The organism is Rhizobium sp. 0TCS1.26 (genome assembly GCF_050455525.1).
Lineage (GTDB): Bacteria > Pseudomonadota > Alphaproteobacteria > Rhizobiales > Rhizobiaceae > Neorhizobium.
The window spans coordinates 599,885-614,327 of the sequence record NZ_JBCIYV010000001.1 but is presented as its reverse complement, the minus strand read 5'-3'; the positions used below and the strand labels follow the sequence as shown (position 1 = coordinate 614,327).

14 protein-coding genes are annotated in these 14,443 nt (G+C 62.9%); 8 read left to right on the top strand and 6 right to left on the bottom strand.

Annotation, left to right across the window (positions count from 1 at the left end):
- Positions 1-107: 107 nt before the first annotated feature.
- From AAIH46_RS02955 to AAIH46_RS02930, 6 genes are all read right to left on the bottom strand, one after another.
- Positions 108-971, bottom strand: a complete 864-nt coding sequence (locus AAIH46_RS02955) for a hypothetical protein (protein WP_430304043.1) — start codon at positions 969-971, stop codon at positions 108-110.
- Positions 972-993: 22 nt separating this feature from the next.
- Positions 994-2,055: an ABC transporter ATP-binding protein gene (locus AAIH46_RS02950; RefSeq protein WP_430304042.1), complete on the bottom strand. Its 1,062-nt coding sequence runs from the start codon at positions 2,053-2,055 to the stop codon at positions 994-996.
- A 29-nt stretch (positions 2,056-2,084) separates the two neighbouring features.
- Positions 2,085-2,867 carry an ABC transporter permease gene (locus AAIH46_RS02945; RefSeq protein ID WP_430304041.1) on the bottom strand — a complete coding sequence of 261 codons (783 nt, stop codon included), beginning with the start codon at positions 2,865-2,867 and terminating at the stop codon, positions 2,085-2,087.
- Entirely contained in the window at positions 2,864-3,754 is an 891-nt protein-coding gene (locus AAIH46_RS02940; RefSeq protein WP_430304040.1) for an ABC transporter permease, read from the bottom strand. Before AAIH46_RS02940 ends, AAIH46_RS02945 begins: the two co-directional genes overlap by 4 nt.
- Positions 3,755-3,856: 102 nt before the next feature.
- Positions 3,857-4,960 carry an ABC transporter substrate-binding protein gene (locus tag AAIH46_RS02935; protein WP_430304039.1) on the bottom strand — a complete coding sequence of 368 codons (1,104 nt, stop codon included), beginning with the start codon at positions 4,958-4,960 and terminating at the stop codon, positions 3,857-3,859.
- Positions 4,961-5,093: 133 nt separating this feature from the next.
- Positions 5,094-5,984: a MurR/RpiR family transcriptional regulator gene (locus AAIH46_RS02930; protein ID WP_430304038.1), complete on the bottom strand. Its 891-nt coding sequence runs from the start codon at positions 5,982-5,984 to the stop codon at positions 5,094-5,096.
- 170 nt (positions 5,985-6,154) lie between these two features.
- On the opposite strand from AAIH46_RS02930, the gene AAIH46_RS02925 reads away from it, so the two are divergent.
- The 8 genes from AAIH46_RS02925 to AAIH46_RS02890 all read left to right on the top strand — a co-directional run bounded on the left by AAIH46_RS02925 (position 6,155) and on the right by AAIH46_RS02890 (position 14,418).
- The gene (locus AAIH46_RS02925) at positions 6,155-6,934 is read left to right on the top strand and encodes an N-formylglutamate amidohydrolase (RefSeq protein WP_430304979.1); all 780 of its coding nucleotides are present in this window, start codon (positions 6,155-6,157) and stop codon (positions 6,932-6,934) included.
- A 121-nt stretch (positions 6,935-7,055) separates the two neighbouring features.
- The gene (locus AAIH46_RS02920) at positions 7,056-8,558 is read left to right on the top strand and encodes an amino acid permease (RefSeq protein WP_430304037.1); all 1,503 of its coding nucleotides are present in this window, start codon (positions 7,056-7,058) and stop codon (positions 8,556-8,558) included.
- A gap of 60 nt (positions 8,559-8,618) precedes the next feature.
- Positions 8,619-9,989, top strand: a complete 1,371-nt coding sequence (locus tag AAIH46_RS02915; RefSeq protein WP_430304036.1) for a glutamine synthetase family protein — start codon at positions 8,619-8,621, stop codon at positions 9,987-9,989.
- An 87-nt stretch (positions 9,990-10,076) separates the two neighbouring features.
- The gene (locus AAIH46_RS02910) at positions 10,077-10,550 is read left to right on the top strand and encodes a helix-turn-helix domain-containing protein (protein ID WP_430304035.1); all 474 of its coding nucleotides are present in this window, start codon (positions 10,077-10,079) and stop codon (positions 10,548-10,550) included.
- Positions 10,489-10,950 carry a type II toxin-antitoxin system VapC family toxin gene (locus AAIH46_RS02905; RefSeq protein WP_430304034.1) on the top strand — a complete coding sequence of 154 codons (462 nt, stop codon included), beginning with the start codon at positions 10,489-10,491 and terminating at the stop codon, positions 10,948-10,950. The genes AAIH46_RS02910 and AAIH46_RS02905 overlap by 62 nt, the downstream gene beginning before the upstream one ends.
- 22 nt (positions 10,951-10,972) lie before the next feature.
- The gene (locus AAIH46_RS02900; RefSeq protein WP_430304033.1) at positions 10,973-12,352 is read left to right on the top strand and encodes an aldehyde dehydrogenase family protein; all 1,380 of its coding nucleotides are present in this window, start codon (positions 10,973-10,975) and stop codon (positions 12,350-12,352) included.
- Positions 12,353-12,356: 4 nt separating this feature from the next.
- The gene (locus tag AAIH46_RS02895) at positions 12,357-13,502 is read left to right on the top strand and encodes an iron-containing alcohol dehydrogenase (RefSeq protein WP_430304032.1); all 1,146 of its coding nucleotides are present in this window, start codon (positions 12,357-12,359) and stop codon (positions 13,500-13,502) included.
- 199 nt (positions 13,503-13,701) lie between these two features.
- The gene (locus AAIH46_RS02890) at positions 13,702-14,418 is read left to right on the top strand and encodes an AAA family ATPase (protein WP_430304030.1); all 717 of its coding nucleotides are present in this window, start codon (positions 13,702-13,704) and stop codon (positions 14,416-14,418) included.
- Positions 14,419-14,443 lie beyond the last annotated feature (25 nt).

Sequence of the window (14,443 nt, the reverse complement as noted above, 5' to 3'; positions counted from 1 at the left end):
AACGGCACAGCAGGACGTCGGCAATCTCGCCTCAGAAATTGGTTCAACGCATTGCCGAAGCGATTCCGCAACAGCCTGCAAGTCTCTCCAGATGTTGACGAATTGCGTCAGATCTCAAGGCGGCAGAGGATGGCGGTCGTGTCATCCGACTGCTTGAAACGCGGATAGGTCAACCCGTCCGGATCAAGCTCCCGCTCGAACCTCCGCAACTCTCCCAGCAGCGGCCTCAGGCCGGCCGTCGCCGCGCGGCGCACGAGCCCACCCGCGTCATAGGCACCGTAGAGAGTGACCAGATCGGCCAACCCGTCGGAGCAGATGATGGCGGTCGCGCCGCCGGTCATCACCACGTCCTGCGTCACCAGGTGGTCGGCCGCCTCCGGCACCAGCCCGAACGACCAGACGGTTCCTTCGTTCGTATTCTGTCGCTCGCGACTGCGTCGCAGCTGTTCGAGCGTCTGCGGATCGCTGGTGGCGATACCGCCGGCGCCGATGCCACCCAACCGTTCGACATGGATGCGGGCGGCCGCCTGTTCGCGAACGGGAGCCTCGGGCAGAGCGGTGAAGGTTTCCGCCCGGCCGTCGTCGTGCAGGATGTAGACGACGCTGTCGCCGAAGCCGCAGAACTGCAGAGCCTGCGGCGTTGCCCGAAGTGCTGCGAAGGCGGCGAGTGGCCAGGCATAGCGGGGGTGGTCGCCGGCGACGGCCGCAAAAGCCGTACGCGCAGCAGCGGAGATCGTCCGGACCGTCTGCCGGACGTCGGCGTTTGCCGTGAAACTGTCGGTCAGCCGCGCGGCTGCGAATTCGGCGATCCAGGCGGCGTCCGACCCGTAGGCCGGCATGAACTGCCGGTCGCCGAGGCCGGTCGCGCCGTCGAGCACGAAGGCGGCGTCGCGGTTGAAGCCCAACCGGTCCTCATTGGCGCGGCCAGCCTTGCCCGGATCGGTGATCGTGTCGATGATGTCGATGCGCATGCTGCTATCTCGGCTCAGGCGGTCATTCGCCGAGAACCATCAGGCTCTCGGGCGACAGGCGCAGCGCCACCCGCTCGCCGACCCGCGGCGGTTGCGAATTGGGGTCGTTGAACATGTCGAAGGAGATCGTGTTGCCGCCGAGGTCGACCTTCGTGCGCACGACGGAACCGAGGAAGCTGGATGACAGAACGGTGCCGGCAAGGGCAGCGTCGGCGACGGTGGGCGAGGCGAGGGACGCCGCCTCCGGCCGGAAGGCGAGCGACACTGCCGCGCCATTCCGCTGGTCGGTGATCGGCTGCGGCAGGACGAGCGTCTGTTCCCCGACCCGCAAGGTGCCGGAGGTGGCGTCAATCACGTGTGCTTCGACGACATTGAGGGTGCCGACGAAGTTGGCGACGAAACGGGTGGTCGGACGATTGTAGATCTCGGCCGGCGTGCCGATCTGGTCGGCGCGGCCGCCGTTCATCACGACGATGCGGTCGGAGATCGACAGGGCCTCTTCCTGGTCATGGGTGACGAAGACGGTGGTAATGCCGAGCTTGCGCTGGATCAGGCGGATTTCTTCCCGCAGCGAGACGCGGATCTTGGCATCGAGCGCCGACAGCGGCTCGTCCAGCAGCAGCACCTGCGGCGCTGGCGCCAGTGCCCGGGCAAGCGCCACGCGCTGCTGCTGACCGCCGGACATCTGGTAGGGATAGCGGTCGGCCAGGTGCTCCAGGTGGATCAGCTTCAGCATCTCCTTCACCCGCGTCTCGATCTCCGCCTTCGGCTTGCCGGCCACTTTCAGGCCAAACGCGACGTTGTCAAAGACGTTCATGTTCGGGAACAGCGCATAGGCCTGGAACACCATGCCGATGGTGCGCTGGTTCGGCTTGAGGTTGGTCTGATCCTTGCCGTCGATCTCGATCGTTCCGCCTGACGGCATCTCGAAGCCGGCGATCATTCGCAGGACCGTCGTCTTGCCACATCCGGACGGTCCCAGGAACGAGACGAACTCGCCCTTTTCGATGGTCATGTTGAAGTCGTGCACGACCTTTGTCGCGCCGAAGGACTTCTGCAGATGGGTAAGGGTCAAAAAGCTCATGAAAATGTCTTTCTCAAACCGTGCTGACCTCAAACCGGCCGCTGGGTGGATTTCTGCAGCCGCGAGACCAGTTGCATCAATCCGAGGCAGGCCCAGGTGATGAAGAATGCGATCACGGCGAGCGCCGCCGGCTCGTAGGCGCGGTTGGCGCCGAGCAGCTGCATGTATGGGCCGAAGGCCGGCTTGTTGAGGAGCGCCGCCATGGTGAATTCGCCGATGACGATGGCAAAGGTGACGAAAGCTCCCGACAGCACCGCGACGATGACGTTGGGCAGGATGATGCGGGTGATGATGGTGAACCAGCTGGCGCCGAGGCTCTGGGCGGCTTCCGTCAGCGTTGTGACGTCGATGGTTCGAAGCCCGGTGTCGACCGCCCGGTACATGTAAGGCAGGCTGAGCGTTGCATAGCCGAACATCAGCAGCACGTTGGTGCCCGAGGCCGAACCGGTCAGCGGCAGCCAGCTCGACGTGTTGTAGAGACGGATATAGCCGAAGACGATGACGATCGCCGGGATGACCAGCGGCATCAGCGTGATGAACTCGATGAACGGCCGCAGGTGCGGCAGCTTCAGCCGCACCCAGTAGGCCGTCGGCACCACCAGCAGCACGCCGAAGGCGATGGTGAGCAGCGCCATCGTCACCGAATAGGAGAAGGTCTCGCGAAAACGGTCGTCGGCGAAGACGCGCGCATAGGCGTCGAACGAGTATTCGCCCCGACGCATCTTCAGCGAGAAGTTGGTCATGCCGATCAGCGGCAGGATGAAATACAAAACGCCGACGGAAAGTGCCAGCCAGGCCCAGAGACGCTTCACTTCATCCACCTTTCGCTGCGCGTGCGCAGCCAGATGTAGATCGCGTTGGCAAAGCCGGTGACGACGATCATGCCGAAGGCCAGTGCATAGCCGAGATGCGGATCGCCGAGCACGTCGCCGCGGATCTGCGCGAACAGTAGGATGGGAACGATGCTCAGCGACGAGCCGGTCAAGGCGATGGCGGTCGCCACTGCGCCGAATGCATTGGCAAACAGTAGCGCGAAGGTGCCGAGCAGCGCCGGTGTCAGGATCGGCAGCGCCACCATGCGCCAGTACTGGACATTCGTCGCACCGAGGATCGAGGCGGCCTCCCGCCATTCCTTTTTCAGCCCGTCGAGTGCCGGGGTGATGATGAGGATCATCAGCGGGATCTGGAAGAACAGGTAGGTGATCGTCAGTCCCCAGAAGGACAGCAGGTTGAAGCCGAGCATGCGCAGGTTGATGCCGAGCTGCGTCTGGATAAACAGCGTCAGGAAGCCGACAGGACCCAGCGTCGCCAGGAAGGCGAAGGCGAGCGGAACGCCTGCGAAGTTCGACGCGACACCGGAGAAGGTCATGATCGGGCCGCGGATCCAGCGCGGCAGATCGCCGAGCACGACGGCGGCAGAAACGCCGAAGCCGATCAGGCAGCCGAAGAAGGACGAAGCGAGGCTGATGCGGATCGAAATGCCGTAGGCGCCGAGGATCGACGGCGTGAACAGGTTGAGGACGTTGTCGAAGGTAAAGCCGCCGTCCGGGCGCTGGAAGGCGCCGATGACGATCTTCATCGTCGGCATGATGAGGAACAGCAGGACGAACGCGGCAAACGGCAAGACGCCCAGCCAGTGAAGGGGCAGGCGCCGTCGTAACCGCGGCGCGGATGCGGCCGCTTGTGTCTGAAACGTCATTCCCCTCGAACCCTCTTGCGTCGCCGTTCGACGATCTTGTTCTTCGCAGAGTGCATCGCCGCCCCGGTCATGGCAACCGGGACGGCGGGTCTTTGCTGCGGATTACTTGACGTTGGCGCCGACGACCTTGTCCCAGGCAGCGGTGACGGCGGCCTTGTTGTCATCGACTTCCTTGAGCGTCGGGAAGTAGGCCTTCTCGTAGGAAGCGGCCGGCGGCAGCTTGTCGAGCAGGTCCTTCGGGATCTTGCCCGCCTTTGCCATGGCGTTGAAACGGATCGGGTGGCAGTAGCCCTTCAACCAGCCGACCTGGCCCTCGTCCGAATAGAGGTGTTCCATCCACAGCTTTGCAGCGTTCGGATGCGGGGCGTAGGCGGAAATGCCCTGCACGTAGACGCCGGCGAGGACGCCGGACTTCGGAACCACGACCTCAACCGGCGGGTTGCCGGCCAGCGTGTCCTTGGCGGACAGGGCATTGTAGTCCCACATGACGACGATCGGGGTGGCGCCCTGGGCGAGCGTGCCGGCCTTGCCGATGACCGGAACGAAGTTGCCGGCCTTGTTGAGTTCGGCAAAATACTTCAGACCGGCTTCGCCGGCTTCCTTGCCAGCCTTCGCGCCGCCGGCCATGCCGGCTGCCAACACGCCGAGGATCGCCTGGTTCGACGCGCGCGGATCACCGGCAAGCGCCACCTGTCCTGCGTATTCCGGCTTCGTCAGGTCGGACCAGTCGGCCGGAACGGTCTTCACCAGATCCTTGTTCACCAGCAGCGACATGACGCCGTAATAGTCGCCGTACCAGTAGCCTTCGGCGTCCTTGACGTTGTCGGGGATCTCCGACCAAGTCGAGACCTTGTAGGGCTGCAGCAGGCCCTCGGCCTTCATCTGCGGACCGAAGGCCAGACCGACGTCGATGACGTCCGGTGCCTGCGGGCCCTTGTTGTCCTTGTTGGCCTTGATGGCTTCCACTTCGTCGGCTGAGCCGGCGTCCGGGTTCAGTTCATTGACGGTGATCTCCGGATACTTCTTCTTGAAGGCGGCGATCACTTCGCCGTAGCCGCACCAGTCGTGGGGCAGGGCGACGGTGGTCAGCATGCCTTCCTTCTTGGCAGCAGCGACGATTTCGGCGCTCGGCTCGGCAAAGGCGAAGCTGGTCGATGCAACGACGATCGCCGTCGTCAGGGATAGCATTCGATGGGTCTTGGTCATCACGATGTCCTCCTGGGGTTCCGTGTGTGGCGCGACTCGTAGAGCGAGTTCATGAATGGCATGTGACAGTCGAAAACGGGTATCTGCGGGTCTGCTTATTGTCGACTTCGTTGATATTCCCTTTGAATTCTCGCTAGTTAGAGCGATCCGGCGGTTCTGCCCGACGAAACAGCCGCGAGCGTTCGAAGAGTTTTTCCAGCGAATCCATCCGCTTTCGGGTCTTCTCCCAGGTCGCCGCCTGCACCGCCTCTATCAGCGCCTCGACGGTGAACAGGGTGACCACCGAGGAGTCCCAGGCGGACGGTGCCTCGATGCGGATCTTGAAGACGTGTGGCGCATGTCTGGCGACCGGTGAGGACCAGACATCGGTGAACAGAATGATGATCACGCCGTTGGCGGCCGCTGCTTCCGCCAGCGTTGCAAGCTCCTGCTCGTAGCGGCGGATGTCGAAGATCACCAGCACGTCCCCGGCACTCATGTTCAGCAGATATTGCGGCCAGGAACTGCGGTTGGTCGAGATCAGCGTGGTCTTCGGCCGGATCACCTGCATGTGGGTGAAGAAGTATTCGGCAAGCGCCCCGGTGATGCGGCCGCCGACAAAGTACAGGCTGCGCTTCTCGTCGCGCAGCAGATCGGCAGCACCGTCGAAGGTCTTCACGTCGAGGCTCGACAGCGTATCGCGCAGGTTGGCAGTGATCGCCTCGGCAAAGCGGTTGAGGATGTGGGCGGTCGGCGCGCCCGCCGCCCAGCGGTCGTGCTTGGCGATCGGGTTGGAGATCGTCGCTTCCAGCTCCTGGTGCAGATGCGATTGGAACTCGGGGTAGCCCTTGTAGCCGAGCTTCTGAACCATGCGCGCGACGGTCGGCGTCGAGACGCCGGCATTCTCCGCCGTTGCCGTGATGCTGCCGAGGCCGGACACCGGATAATTGTCCAGCAGGCTGTCTGCCAGCTTCCGCTCAGCCGGCGTCAGCCCGTCGTAGTTCAGACGGATCACTTCCAGCACTGTGTGCGATGGCGACGTCACGAGCTGTCCTGTTCCCTTCCGGTCTTTGCCGGTATTGAGGAGAAGTTAACAATTGCCGAGCACCACGAGTCAATCCACATCCTGAAAAGATTCTTTCAGAATGCAGTTGACCGGCGGTTCATCATGAAGAATTCTCTTCTTATTGTTCCAGGAGCGTGACGCTGAACAAGATGATGCTGGCACCCAACGAGTTCCTGACGCCTGCCGACGGAGATCCCGTCGCCGTCGACAATGCCGCAGGGCAGGGTGGCGTGCTGCTGGTCTGCGAGCACGCGTCGCTGCGGATGCCGCAACGGCTTGGTACGCTCGGCCTTTCGGACGACGCTCTCTCCTCGCATATCGCCTGGGATCCGGGAGCACTCGCCGTCGCGCAGAAGATGTCGCAGGCGCTCGACGCGGTGCTGATCCATCAGCGGTTCTCGCGCCTGGTCTACGACTGCAACCGGCCGCCGAATTCGCCGGCTGCCATCCGGCCGGTCAGCGAAGTCTTCCGCATTCCGGGGAACGAGCAACTGAGCGAGGCGGACAAGGCGCAGCGCGCGGCGGCGCTCTACTTCCCTTTCCAGAACCGCATCGCGACCGAAATTTTGGCGCGGCAGGCGCGCGGGCAGTCAACGGTTCTCGTTACAGTTCACTCGTTTACCCCGGTCTATTTTGGCAGGGCGCGGACCGTGGAGATCGGCATCCTGCACGATACAGACAGCCGGCTGGCAGACCGCATGCTGGCAGCTGCCGCCGACACATCGCTTTACCGTGTGGAGCGCAACCAGCCATACGGACCCGCGGACGGGGTCACGCATACGCTCGAGCGGCAGGCGCTGCCGCACGGGCTCTTGAACGTCATGATCGAGGTTCGAAACGACCTCATCGAAGACGAGATCGGCCAGGGGGTCGCGGCCGATTTTCTCTCAGGCCTGCTGACGGAAAGTCTGCAGCAGAGCCAAGGATAAGACCCGAGGGAGCAGTGCATGCTGGGCTCGTCGTTTCGGCAATACCGCCGGCCGATGTGCCGTCTGGGGCAGGCCGTGCGCAAGGCGCGGTCGCCCTCTTCTATCAACAGGAGAGAGGGCAATGGACAATTCTTCCACGGGGATCAGCTATACGAAGGCTGAGGCTGGCTATTTCGAAAAACGGGGACTTTCGCGCTATGCCGGGGTCTGGTCGCTTTGGGCGCTGGGGGTCGGCGCCGTTATTTCCGGACATTTTTCCGGATGGAACTTCGGCTTTGCAACCGGCGGCTGGGGCGGCATGCTGGTGGCCGGCATCATCATCGCCGTCATGTATCTCGGGCTGACCTTCTCGATCGCCGAGATGAGCCCGGCACTGCCGCACACGGGTGCTGCCTATTCCTTCGCCCGCACGGCGATGGGACCCTGGGGCGGGTTTGTCACGGGGCTCTGCGAGAACGTCGAATACGTCCTGACGCCGGCGGTCATCGTGACCTTCATCACCGCCTATATCAACTCGATCCTCGGGCTCGACCCGGTCTATTCGCCGCTGGTATGGATCGTCTTCTACCTGATGTTCCTCGCCCTCAACGTCTACGGGCTGGAACTGTCGTTCAAGGTGACGCTGGTGATCACCGTCATCTCGCTGGCGGTGCTGGTGTTCTTCTGGATCAGCGCCATTCCAAGCATGGATTTCTCGCGCTGGGCACTCAACATCGGCGTCGGGCCGGATGGTGCGGCAATGGAACTGCCGGACGGCAACGGGTCGTGGTTCCCCTTCGGCTTCACCGGCGTGCTCGCGACGCTGCCATTCGCCGTGTGGCTGTTCCTGGCGATCGAGCAGTTGCCGCTCGCCGCCGAAGAGTCCGTCGATCCGAAGCGTGACATGCCGCGCGGCATCATCCTCGGCATGATCACGCTGATGGTGTCGGCATTCATGATCGTGCTGCTCAACCCGTCGGTGCCTGGTGTCGGATCCTTCCATCTCGGCACCTCGCTCGAACCGCTGCTTGATGGATTCAAGGCAGTCTACGGCGATGGTGGCGTGGTGCTCCTCGGCCTCGTGGCGCTGACCGGCCTGATCGCCAGCTTCCACACGATCCTCTACGCGCAGGGCCGGCAGATCTACTCGTTGTCGCGGGCCGGCTATTTCCCGACCGCACTGTCCGTCACCCATCCGAAGTTCAAGACGCCGCATGTGGCGATGATCTCCGGCGCCGTCGTCGGACTTGCCGTGATGCTGGTCATCTGGTTCTCGCTCGGAGCCGAGGCCGGCGGCAGCGCCATCGGCAGCGTGCTGCTCAACATGGCGGTCTTCGGCGCGATGTTCTCCTACATCATGCAGGCGATCTCGTTCATCATGCTGCGCAGGAACCTGCCGAACATCGAGCGTCCGTTCCGCTCGCCGCTCGGCATCCCGGGCGCAGTGCTGACGATCATCATCGCCATTGTGACGCTGCTCTACCAGGTCCAGGATCCGAACTTCACCAAGGGCGTGCTCTGGGTGCTGGTCTGGTTCGCCGTCGCGATCGCCTACTTTGCGCTTGTCGGCCGGCATCGGCTGATCCTGTCGCCGGAAGAGGAGTTCGCGCTTGAACATCAGGCGGCCGCTGCTGCGGCCAAGTGAACGCAATCTCAGTGCGGCCCGCATCGGTGGGCCGCTTCTCCATCATTTGCGGGTATTCTCATGGCATCCACCTACACATTCGACGAGCTGAAGAAAGACGTCGCCGCCGGGCGCATCGATACGGTCATCGCGGCCCAGATCGACATGCAGGGGCGGTTGATGGGAAAACGTTTCCAGGCGGAGTATTTCGTCGACAGCGCCTGGAAGGAAACGCACAGCTGCAATTATCTGCTGGCGACCGACATCGAGATGGAGACCGTCTCCGGCTACAAGGCGACGAGTTGGGAAACCGGTTACGGCGACTACACGATGAAGCCGGATCTCTCGACACTGCGCAAGACGCCGTGGCTTGAAGGCACGGCACTGGTCCTCTGCGACGTGCTCGACCATCACACGCACGAGGAAGTGCCGCATTCGCCCCGCGCCATTCTCAAGAAGCAGGTGGCGCGCCTGGAGGCGATGGGGCTTTCCGCCTTCATGGCAACCGAACTCGAATTCTTCCTGTTCGACCAGACGTTCGACGCGGCGCGCGAGGCCGGATATCGCAACCTGAAGCTCGCCAGCGCCTATAACGAGGACTACCACATCTTCCAGACCACCAAGGAGGAAGAGGTGATGCGGGCGCTCAGGATTGGCCTGCAGGCCGCCGGCGTGCCGGTCGAAAACTCCAAGGGCGAAGCCTCCGCCGGCCAGGAGGAGATCAACGTCCGCTATGCCGAAGCGCTGACCATGGCCGACCGGCACGTGATCATCAAGAACGCCACGAAGGAGATCGCCTGGTCGAAGGGCAAGTCGGTGACGTTCCTTGCCAAGTGGCACTACAATGCCGCCGGTTCGTCGTCGCATATCCACCAGTCGCTGTGGAGCCTCGACGGCAAGACCTCGCTGTTTCACGACAAGGACGGCGAATACGGCATGTCCGAGCTGATGCGCCACTACGTCGCCGGGCTTCTAACCTACGCCTCGGAGTACACCTATTTTCTGGCGCCCTACATCAACTCGTACAAGCGATACGTCGCCGGCACCTTTGCGCCGACGAAGATCGTCTGGAGCAAGGACAACCGCACCGCAGGCTTCCGCCTGTGCGGCGAAGGCACCAAGGGCATCCGCATCGAATGCCGGATCGGCGGATCGGATCTCAACCCCTATCTGGCGATGGCCGCACTGCTTGCCGCCGGAATCGAGGGTATCGAGAAGAAGATGGAGCTGGACCCCGCCTTCGTTGGCGACGCCTATGGCCGCAGCGGCGTTGAGGAAATCCCGCGAACCCTGCGCCACGCCACGGAACTGCTGAAGGGGTCTGCCATGCTGCGCTCTGCCTTCGGCGACGACGTCATCGACCATTACGTTCGCGCTGCGGAGTGGGAGCAGGAAGAGTATGATCGCCGGGTAACCGATTGGGAGGTGGCGCGCGGGTTCGAAAGAGCGTGAGATAATCGCAACGGATGCCAGTTCGTTGTTGACCTCTTCGCATCGTGCTATTTTGCCGGCTGATCATGAAGCGATCAGGAGGTTACAGTGGCCAGCATTGACAGTGCCTGGTTCCATCAGAAACTTGCCGACAGGGGCGCATCGCTGCGCGACCTGGCGCGGTTCATGCGGCTGGACCCAAGCGCAGTCTCACGCATGTTGAATGGCGAACGCAAGATGAGCGCGGACGAGCAGGACCAAATTGCGGTGTTTCTGAGGGTTGCCCTGGATGATGTAGCGCAGAAAAGGCGAGGAGGGATTGCCGGTTTCGGCGAGGACAAGCAGCAGCCATACGACGCCGAGGCAATAGCAGAATCGCCACAGCCATCAGGGCAGAAGATGTTCACAGAGGCTGATGTCATCTACCGGGAGGGCAAGCGCTGGATGGAGACCGAAGGCGGTGAACTGCTAGAGCTTCATCCGATGTTTGGTTGCATGAAAGGGACAATGACGATTCCCGATGATCTGGATCTCACAGCACCTGCCGATCCGGATTGGGGCAAAGTCTACGAAGATGACTGATGCCTATCTGATCGACACATGTGCGATGATCTGGATCACTCAGTTCGGACCGATAACGCAGCGATCAGCGTCAATACTGACCTCGAAGCAGTCTACTCTCTATGTTTCGGCGATGTCGGCCTGGGAGATAGGAATGCTGGTATCCAAGGGGAGACTGCCCACGACTAAGAATTCGCTCGTCTGGTTTCAGGATTTTGTCGGTCAATCCAGGGCAGATATCTTGGCTGTCACGCCGGAAATCCTGGTGGCTTCGTCTTTTCTTCCGACGCCAATCCACAACGACCCTGCGGATCGCATCCTCATCGCCACCGCCCGCCAACACGACCTGACCATCATCACACGCGACCGCGCCATCCTCGACTACGGCGGGCAGGGTCACGTGAAGACACTCGCCTGCTAGCAGGCTCTGACTGGAGACTGACATGTCGATGCTACAATGTATCTCGCCGATAGACGGGTCGGTGTACGCCGAACGGCCGGCGATGGCTTTCGAGCCTGCCGCAGACGCTGTGGCGAGGGCAAAGAAGGCGCAGAAAGCCTGGGCCAGGCGGCCGCTCGACGAGCGCGTCCAACTGGTGATGAAGGGCGTCGCGCGCCTCAACGAGATGACCGATGAGGTCGTGCCGGAACTTGCCTGGATGATGGGCCGGCCGATCCGCTATGGCGGCGAGTTTCGCGGCTTCAACGAGCGCTCAAACTATGTCGCGTCTATCGCCGCCGATGCGCTGGCGCCCATCGAGATCGAGAACAGCAGCGCCTTCACCCGTCGCATCGAGCGTCAGCCGCACGGCGTCGTGCTGGTCATCGCGCCCTGGAACTACCCGTACATGACGGCGATCAACACTGTGGCGCCGGCGCTGATGGCGGGCAACACGGTTGTCATCAAGCACGCGGCGCAGACGCTGCTGGTCGGCGAGCGGATGGTGCGGGCCTTTGTCGAGGCCGGCGTGCCGGAAGACGTATTCCAGAACCTCTTCCTCGATCACGCGACGACCGAGAAGCTGATTGCTGCCGGATCGTTCGACTTCATCAACTTCACCGGATCGGTTCAGGGTGGCCGTGCCGTCGAACGCGCTGCCGCCGGCACCTTTACCGGCATCGGCCTCGAACTGGGCGGCAAGGATCCCGGCTATGTGATGGAGGATGCCGACCTCGACGCCGCTGTCGACACGCTGATGGACGGCGCCACCTTCAACTCCGGCCAATGCTGCTGCGGCATCGAGCGCATCTACGTGCACGAGAGCCTCTACGACGCCTTCGTCGAGAAGTCCGTCGCCTGGGTTTCCAACTACAAGCTCGGCAATCCGCTGGAGCAGGAGACGACGCTCGGGCCGATGGCCAATGCGCGGTTCGCCAAGACGGTGCGCGATCAGGTGGCCGATGCAGTCTCCAGGGGTGCGAAAGCGCTCATCGATCCGAAGCTCTTTCCGCAGGACGACGGCGGTGCCTATCTGATGCCGCAGGTGCTGGTCGATGTCGACCACTCCATGGAGTTCATGCGCGAGGAGACCTTCGGTCCGGCGGTCGGCATCATGAAGGTCAGATCGGATGAGGAAGCGCTGTCGCTGATGAACGACTGCAAATACGGGCTGACCGTATCGCTGTGGACGGCCGACGAGGAGCGCGCGTCGCAACTGGGCGCCGAACTGGAAACCGGCACCGTGTTCATGAACCGGGCCGACTACCTCGATCCGGCGCTGGTCTGGACCGGCGTCAAGCAGACCGGCCGCGGCGGTTCGCTGTCGACGCTCGGCTTCCACAACCTGACGCGCCCGAAATCCTATCACCTGAAGAAAGCCTGAACCCATGAACATCACCGCCAACTGGAGCTATCCGACCGCCGTCAAGCTGGGCCGCGGCCGCATCAAGGAGCTCGCCGAGGCCTGCAAGTCGCTCGGTATGAAGAAGCCGCTGCTGGTGACCGATCGCGGTCTGGCCAATATGGCGATCACGCTCGGCGCGCTGGAGGTGCTGGAAGCAGCCGGTCTCGGCCGCGCGATCTTTGCCGACGTCGATCCCAATCCGAACGAGAAGAACCTCGAGGCTGGCATCCAGGCCTATCGCGACGGCGGCCACGACGGCGTCGTCGCCTTCGGTGGCGGTTCCGGCCTCGATCTCGGCAAGTGCGTTGCTTTCATGGTCGGGCAGACGCGGCCGGTCTGGGATTTCGAGGATGTCGGCGACTGGTGGACGCGGGCCAATAGCGACGGCATCGCGCCGATCGTCGCGGTGCCCACCACTGCCGGCACGGGCTCGGAAGTCGGCCGCGCCTCGGTCATCACCAACTCGCAGACGCATGTGAAGAAGATCATCTTCCATCCCAAGTTCCTGCCGGGCGTGGTCATCTGCGATCCGGAACTGACCATGGGCATGCCGAAGGTGATCACCGCCGGCACTGGCATGGATGCCTTCGCCCATTGCCTGGAAGCCTATTGCTCGCCGTTCTTCCACCCGATGAGCCAGGGGATTGCGCTGGAAGGCATGCGGCTGGTCAAGGAGTTCCTGCCGCGCGCCTATCACGAGTCCAATGACCTCGAGGCGCGCACCAACATGATGGCGGCGGCTGCCATGGGCGCTGTTGCCTTCCAGAAGGGGCTCGGCGCCATCCATGCGCTGTCGCACCCGATCGGCGCCGTCTACAATACGCATCACGGGATGACCAATGCGGTGGTGATGCCGCCGGTCCTGAGGTTCAACCGGTCGGCGATCGAGGCGAAGATCGAGCGCGCCGCAGCCTATCTTGGCATCTCAGGCGGGTTTGACGGCTTCTACGACTACGTCCTGTCGCTGCGGGCCGAACTGCATGTGCCGCAGACCCTGTCGGCGATGGGTATAGAGCCCGATCGCATCGACGAACTGGCGGCGATGGCGCTGGAGGATCCGTCCTGCGGTGGCAACCCGGTCGCCATGACCCTGGAAAACACGAAGCAGCTGTTCCGCGACTGCTTCTGAGCCCACCTTGAGGGCGCGTCGTCATACGGCGCACCCTCTCCGAATCATGGTCGACGGCGCGCTCCAAGAACTTCCGGGTCATATCGACGGAGTGCCGATTTACGAACCGTTAACCCTGTTTGAGCAGGATCGAGCCATCAGCACCATGATCTGCGGTGCATACCGAGCGATGCGGCTCCATTCTCCTCAAGGACAGATAATGCCAGTCATTTCATTCGCGAACGCCAAGGGTGGAGCCGGCAAGACCACTGCGGCGCTGCTGCTCGCGACCGAGCTTGCTCATCAGGGACACAGGGTGACGCTGATCGATGCCGATCCGCAGCGCTGGATCAGCCAGTGGCACGAGATGTCCGGCGCGGTGCGCAACATCACCATCATCACGGAGGTTACCGTCGCGTCGCTGCAATGTCATCTGCGCGAGGCGGCGGCCACCTCCGATTACCTGATCATCGACCTGGCCGGTGCCCGCGACGCGATGGTGACGACGGCCATCGGGCTTTCGGATCACGTGATGATCCCGGTGCAGGGCTCGGCCATGGACGCCAAGGGCGCGGCGCAGATCCTCGACCTGCTGGCGATGATGAAGGAGCGTGCGGGGCTGGCGATCGCCCATTCGGTGGTGCTGACGCGCGTCGCGCCGATGGTGACGACGCGGTCGCTGGTGGCGATCAAGGGGCTCCTGGCGCAGCGGGGCGTCAACGTTCTCAACACGCCGATCAACGAGCGTACGGCCTTCCGCGAACTCTTCGAAGTCGGCGGCACGCTGTATTCGCTGGATCCGGCGAAAGTCTCCAACCTCGACAAGGCGCGCGACAACGCCCGCGCCCTGGCAGACGAGGTCAAGCGGCTGATGCCGGTTCGCATCATCCGCTCGGGAGCGCCGCGCATCCTCAACTTCAGGCGCGCTGCGGCCTGACCCGCAGCCAAGATCGGGAAACGAG

What these genes read in the sequence shown, in the direction of transcription:
- AAIH46_RS02915 (WP_430304036.1), top strand. Translation starts at nt 8,619, where the DNA reads ATGGCATCCACCTACACATTCGACGAGCTGAAGAAAGACGTCGCCGCC.
- AAIH46_RS02925 (WP_430304979.1), top strand. Translation starts at nt 6,155, where the DNA reads ATGATGCTGGCACCCAACGAGTTCCTGACGCCTGCCGACGGAGATCCC.
- AAIH46_RS02890 (WP_430304030.1), top strand. Translation starts at nt 13,702, where the DNA reads ATGCCAGTCATTTCATTCGCGAACGCCAAGGGTGGAGCCGGCAAGACC.
- AAIH46_RS02905 (WP_430304034.1), top strand. Translation starts at nt 10,489, where the DNA reads ATGATCTGGATCTCACAGCACCTGCCGATCCGGATTGGGGCAAAGTCT.
- AAIH46_RS02955 (WP_430304043.1), bottom strand. Translation starts at nt 971, where the DNA reads ATGCGCATCGACATCATCGACACGATCACCGATCCGGGCAAGGCTGGC.
- AAIH46_RS02940 (WP_430304040.1), bottom strand. Translation starts at nt 3,754, where the DNA reads ATGACGTTTCAGACACAAGCGGCCGCATCCGCGCCGCGGTTACGACGG.
- AAIH46_RS02900 (WP_430304033.1), top strand. Translation starts at nt 10,973, where the DNA reads ATGTCGATGCTACAATGTATCTCGCCGATAGACGGGTCGGTGTACGCC.
- AAIH46_RS02920 (WP_430304037.1), top strand. Translation starts at nt 7,056, where the DNA reads ATGGACAATTCTTCCACGGGGATCAGCTATACGAAGGCTGAGGCTGGC.
- AAIH46_RS02895 (WP_430304032.1), top strand. Translation starts at nt 12,357, where the DNA reads ATGAACATCACCGCCAACTGGAGCTATCCGACCGCCGTCAAGCTGGGC.
- AAIH46_RS02935 (WP_430304039.1), bottom strand. Translation starts at nt 4,960, where the DNA reads ATGACCAAGACCCATCGAATGCTATCCCTGACGACGGCGATCGTCGTT.
- AAIH46_RS02950 (WP_430304042.1), bottom strand. Translation starts at nt 2,055, where the DNA reads ATGAGCTTTTTGACCCTTACCCATCTGCAGAAGTCCTTCGGCGCGACA.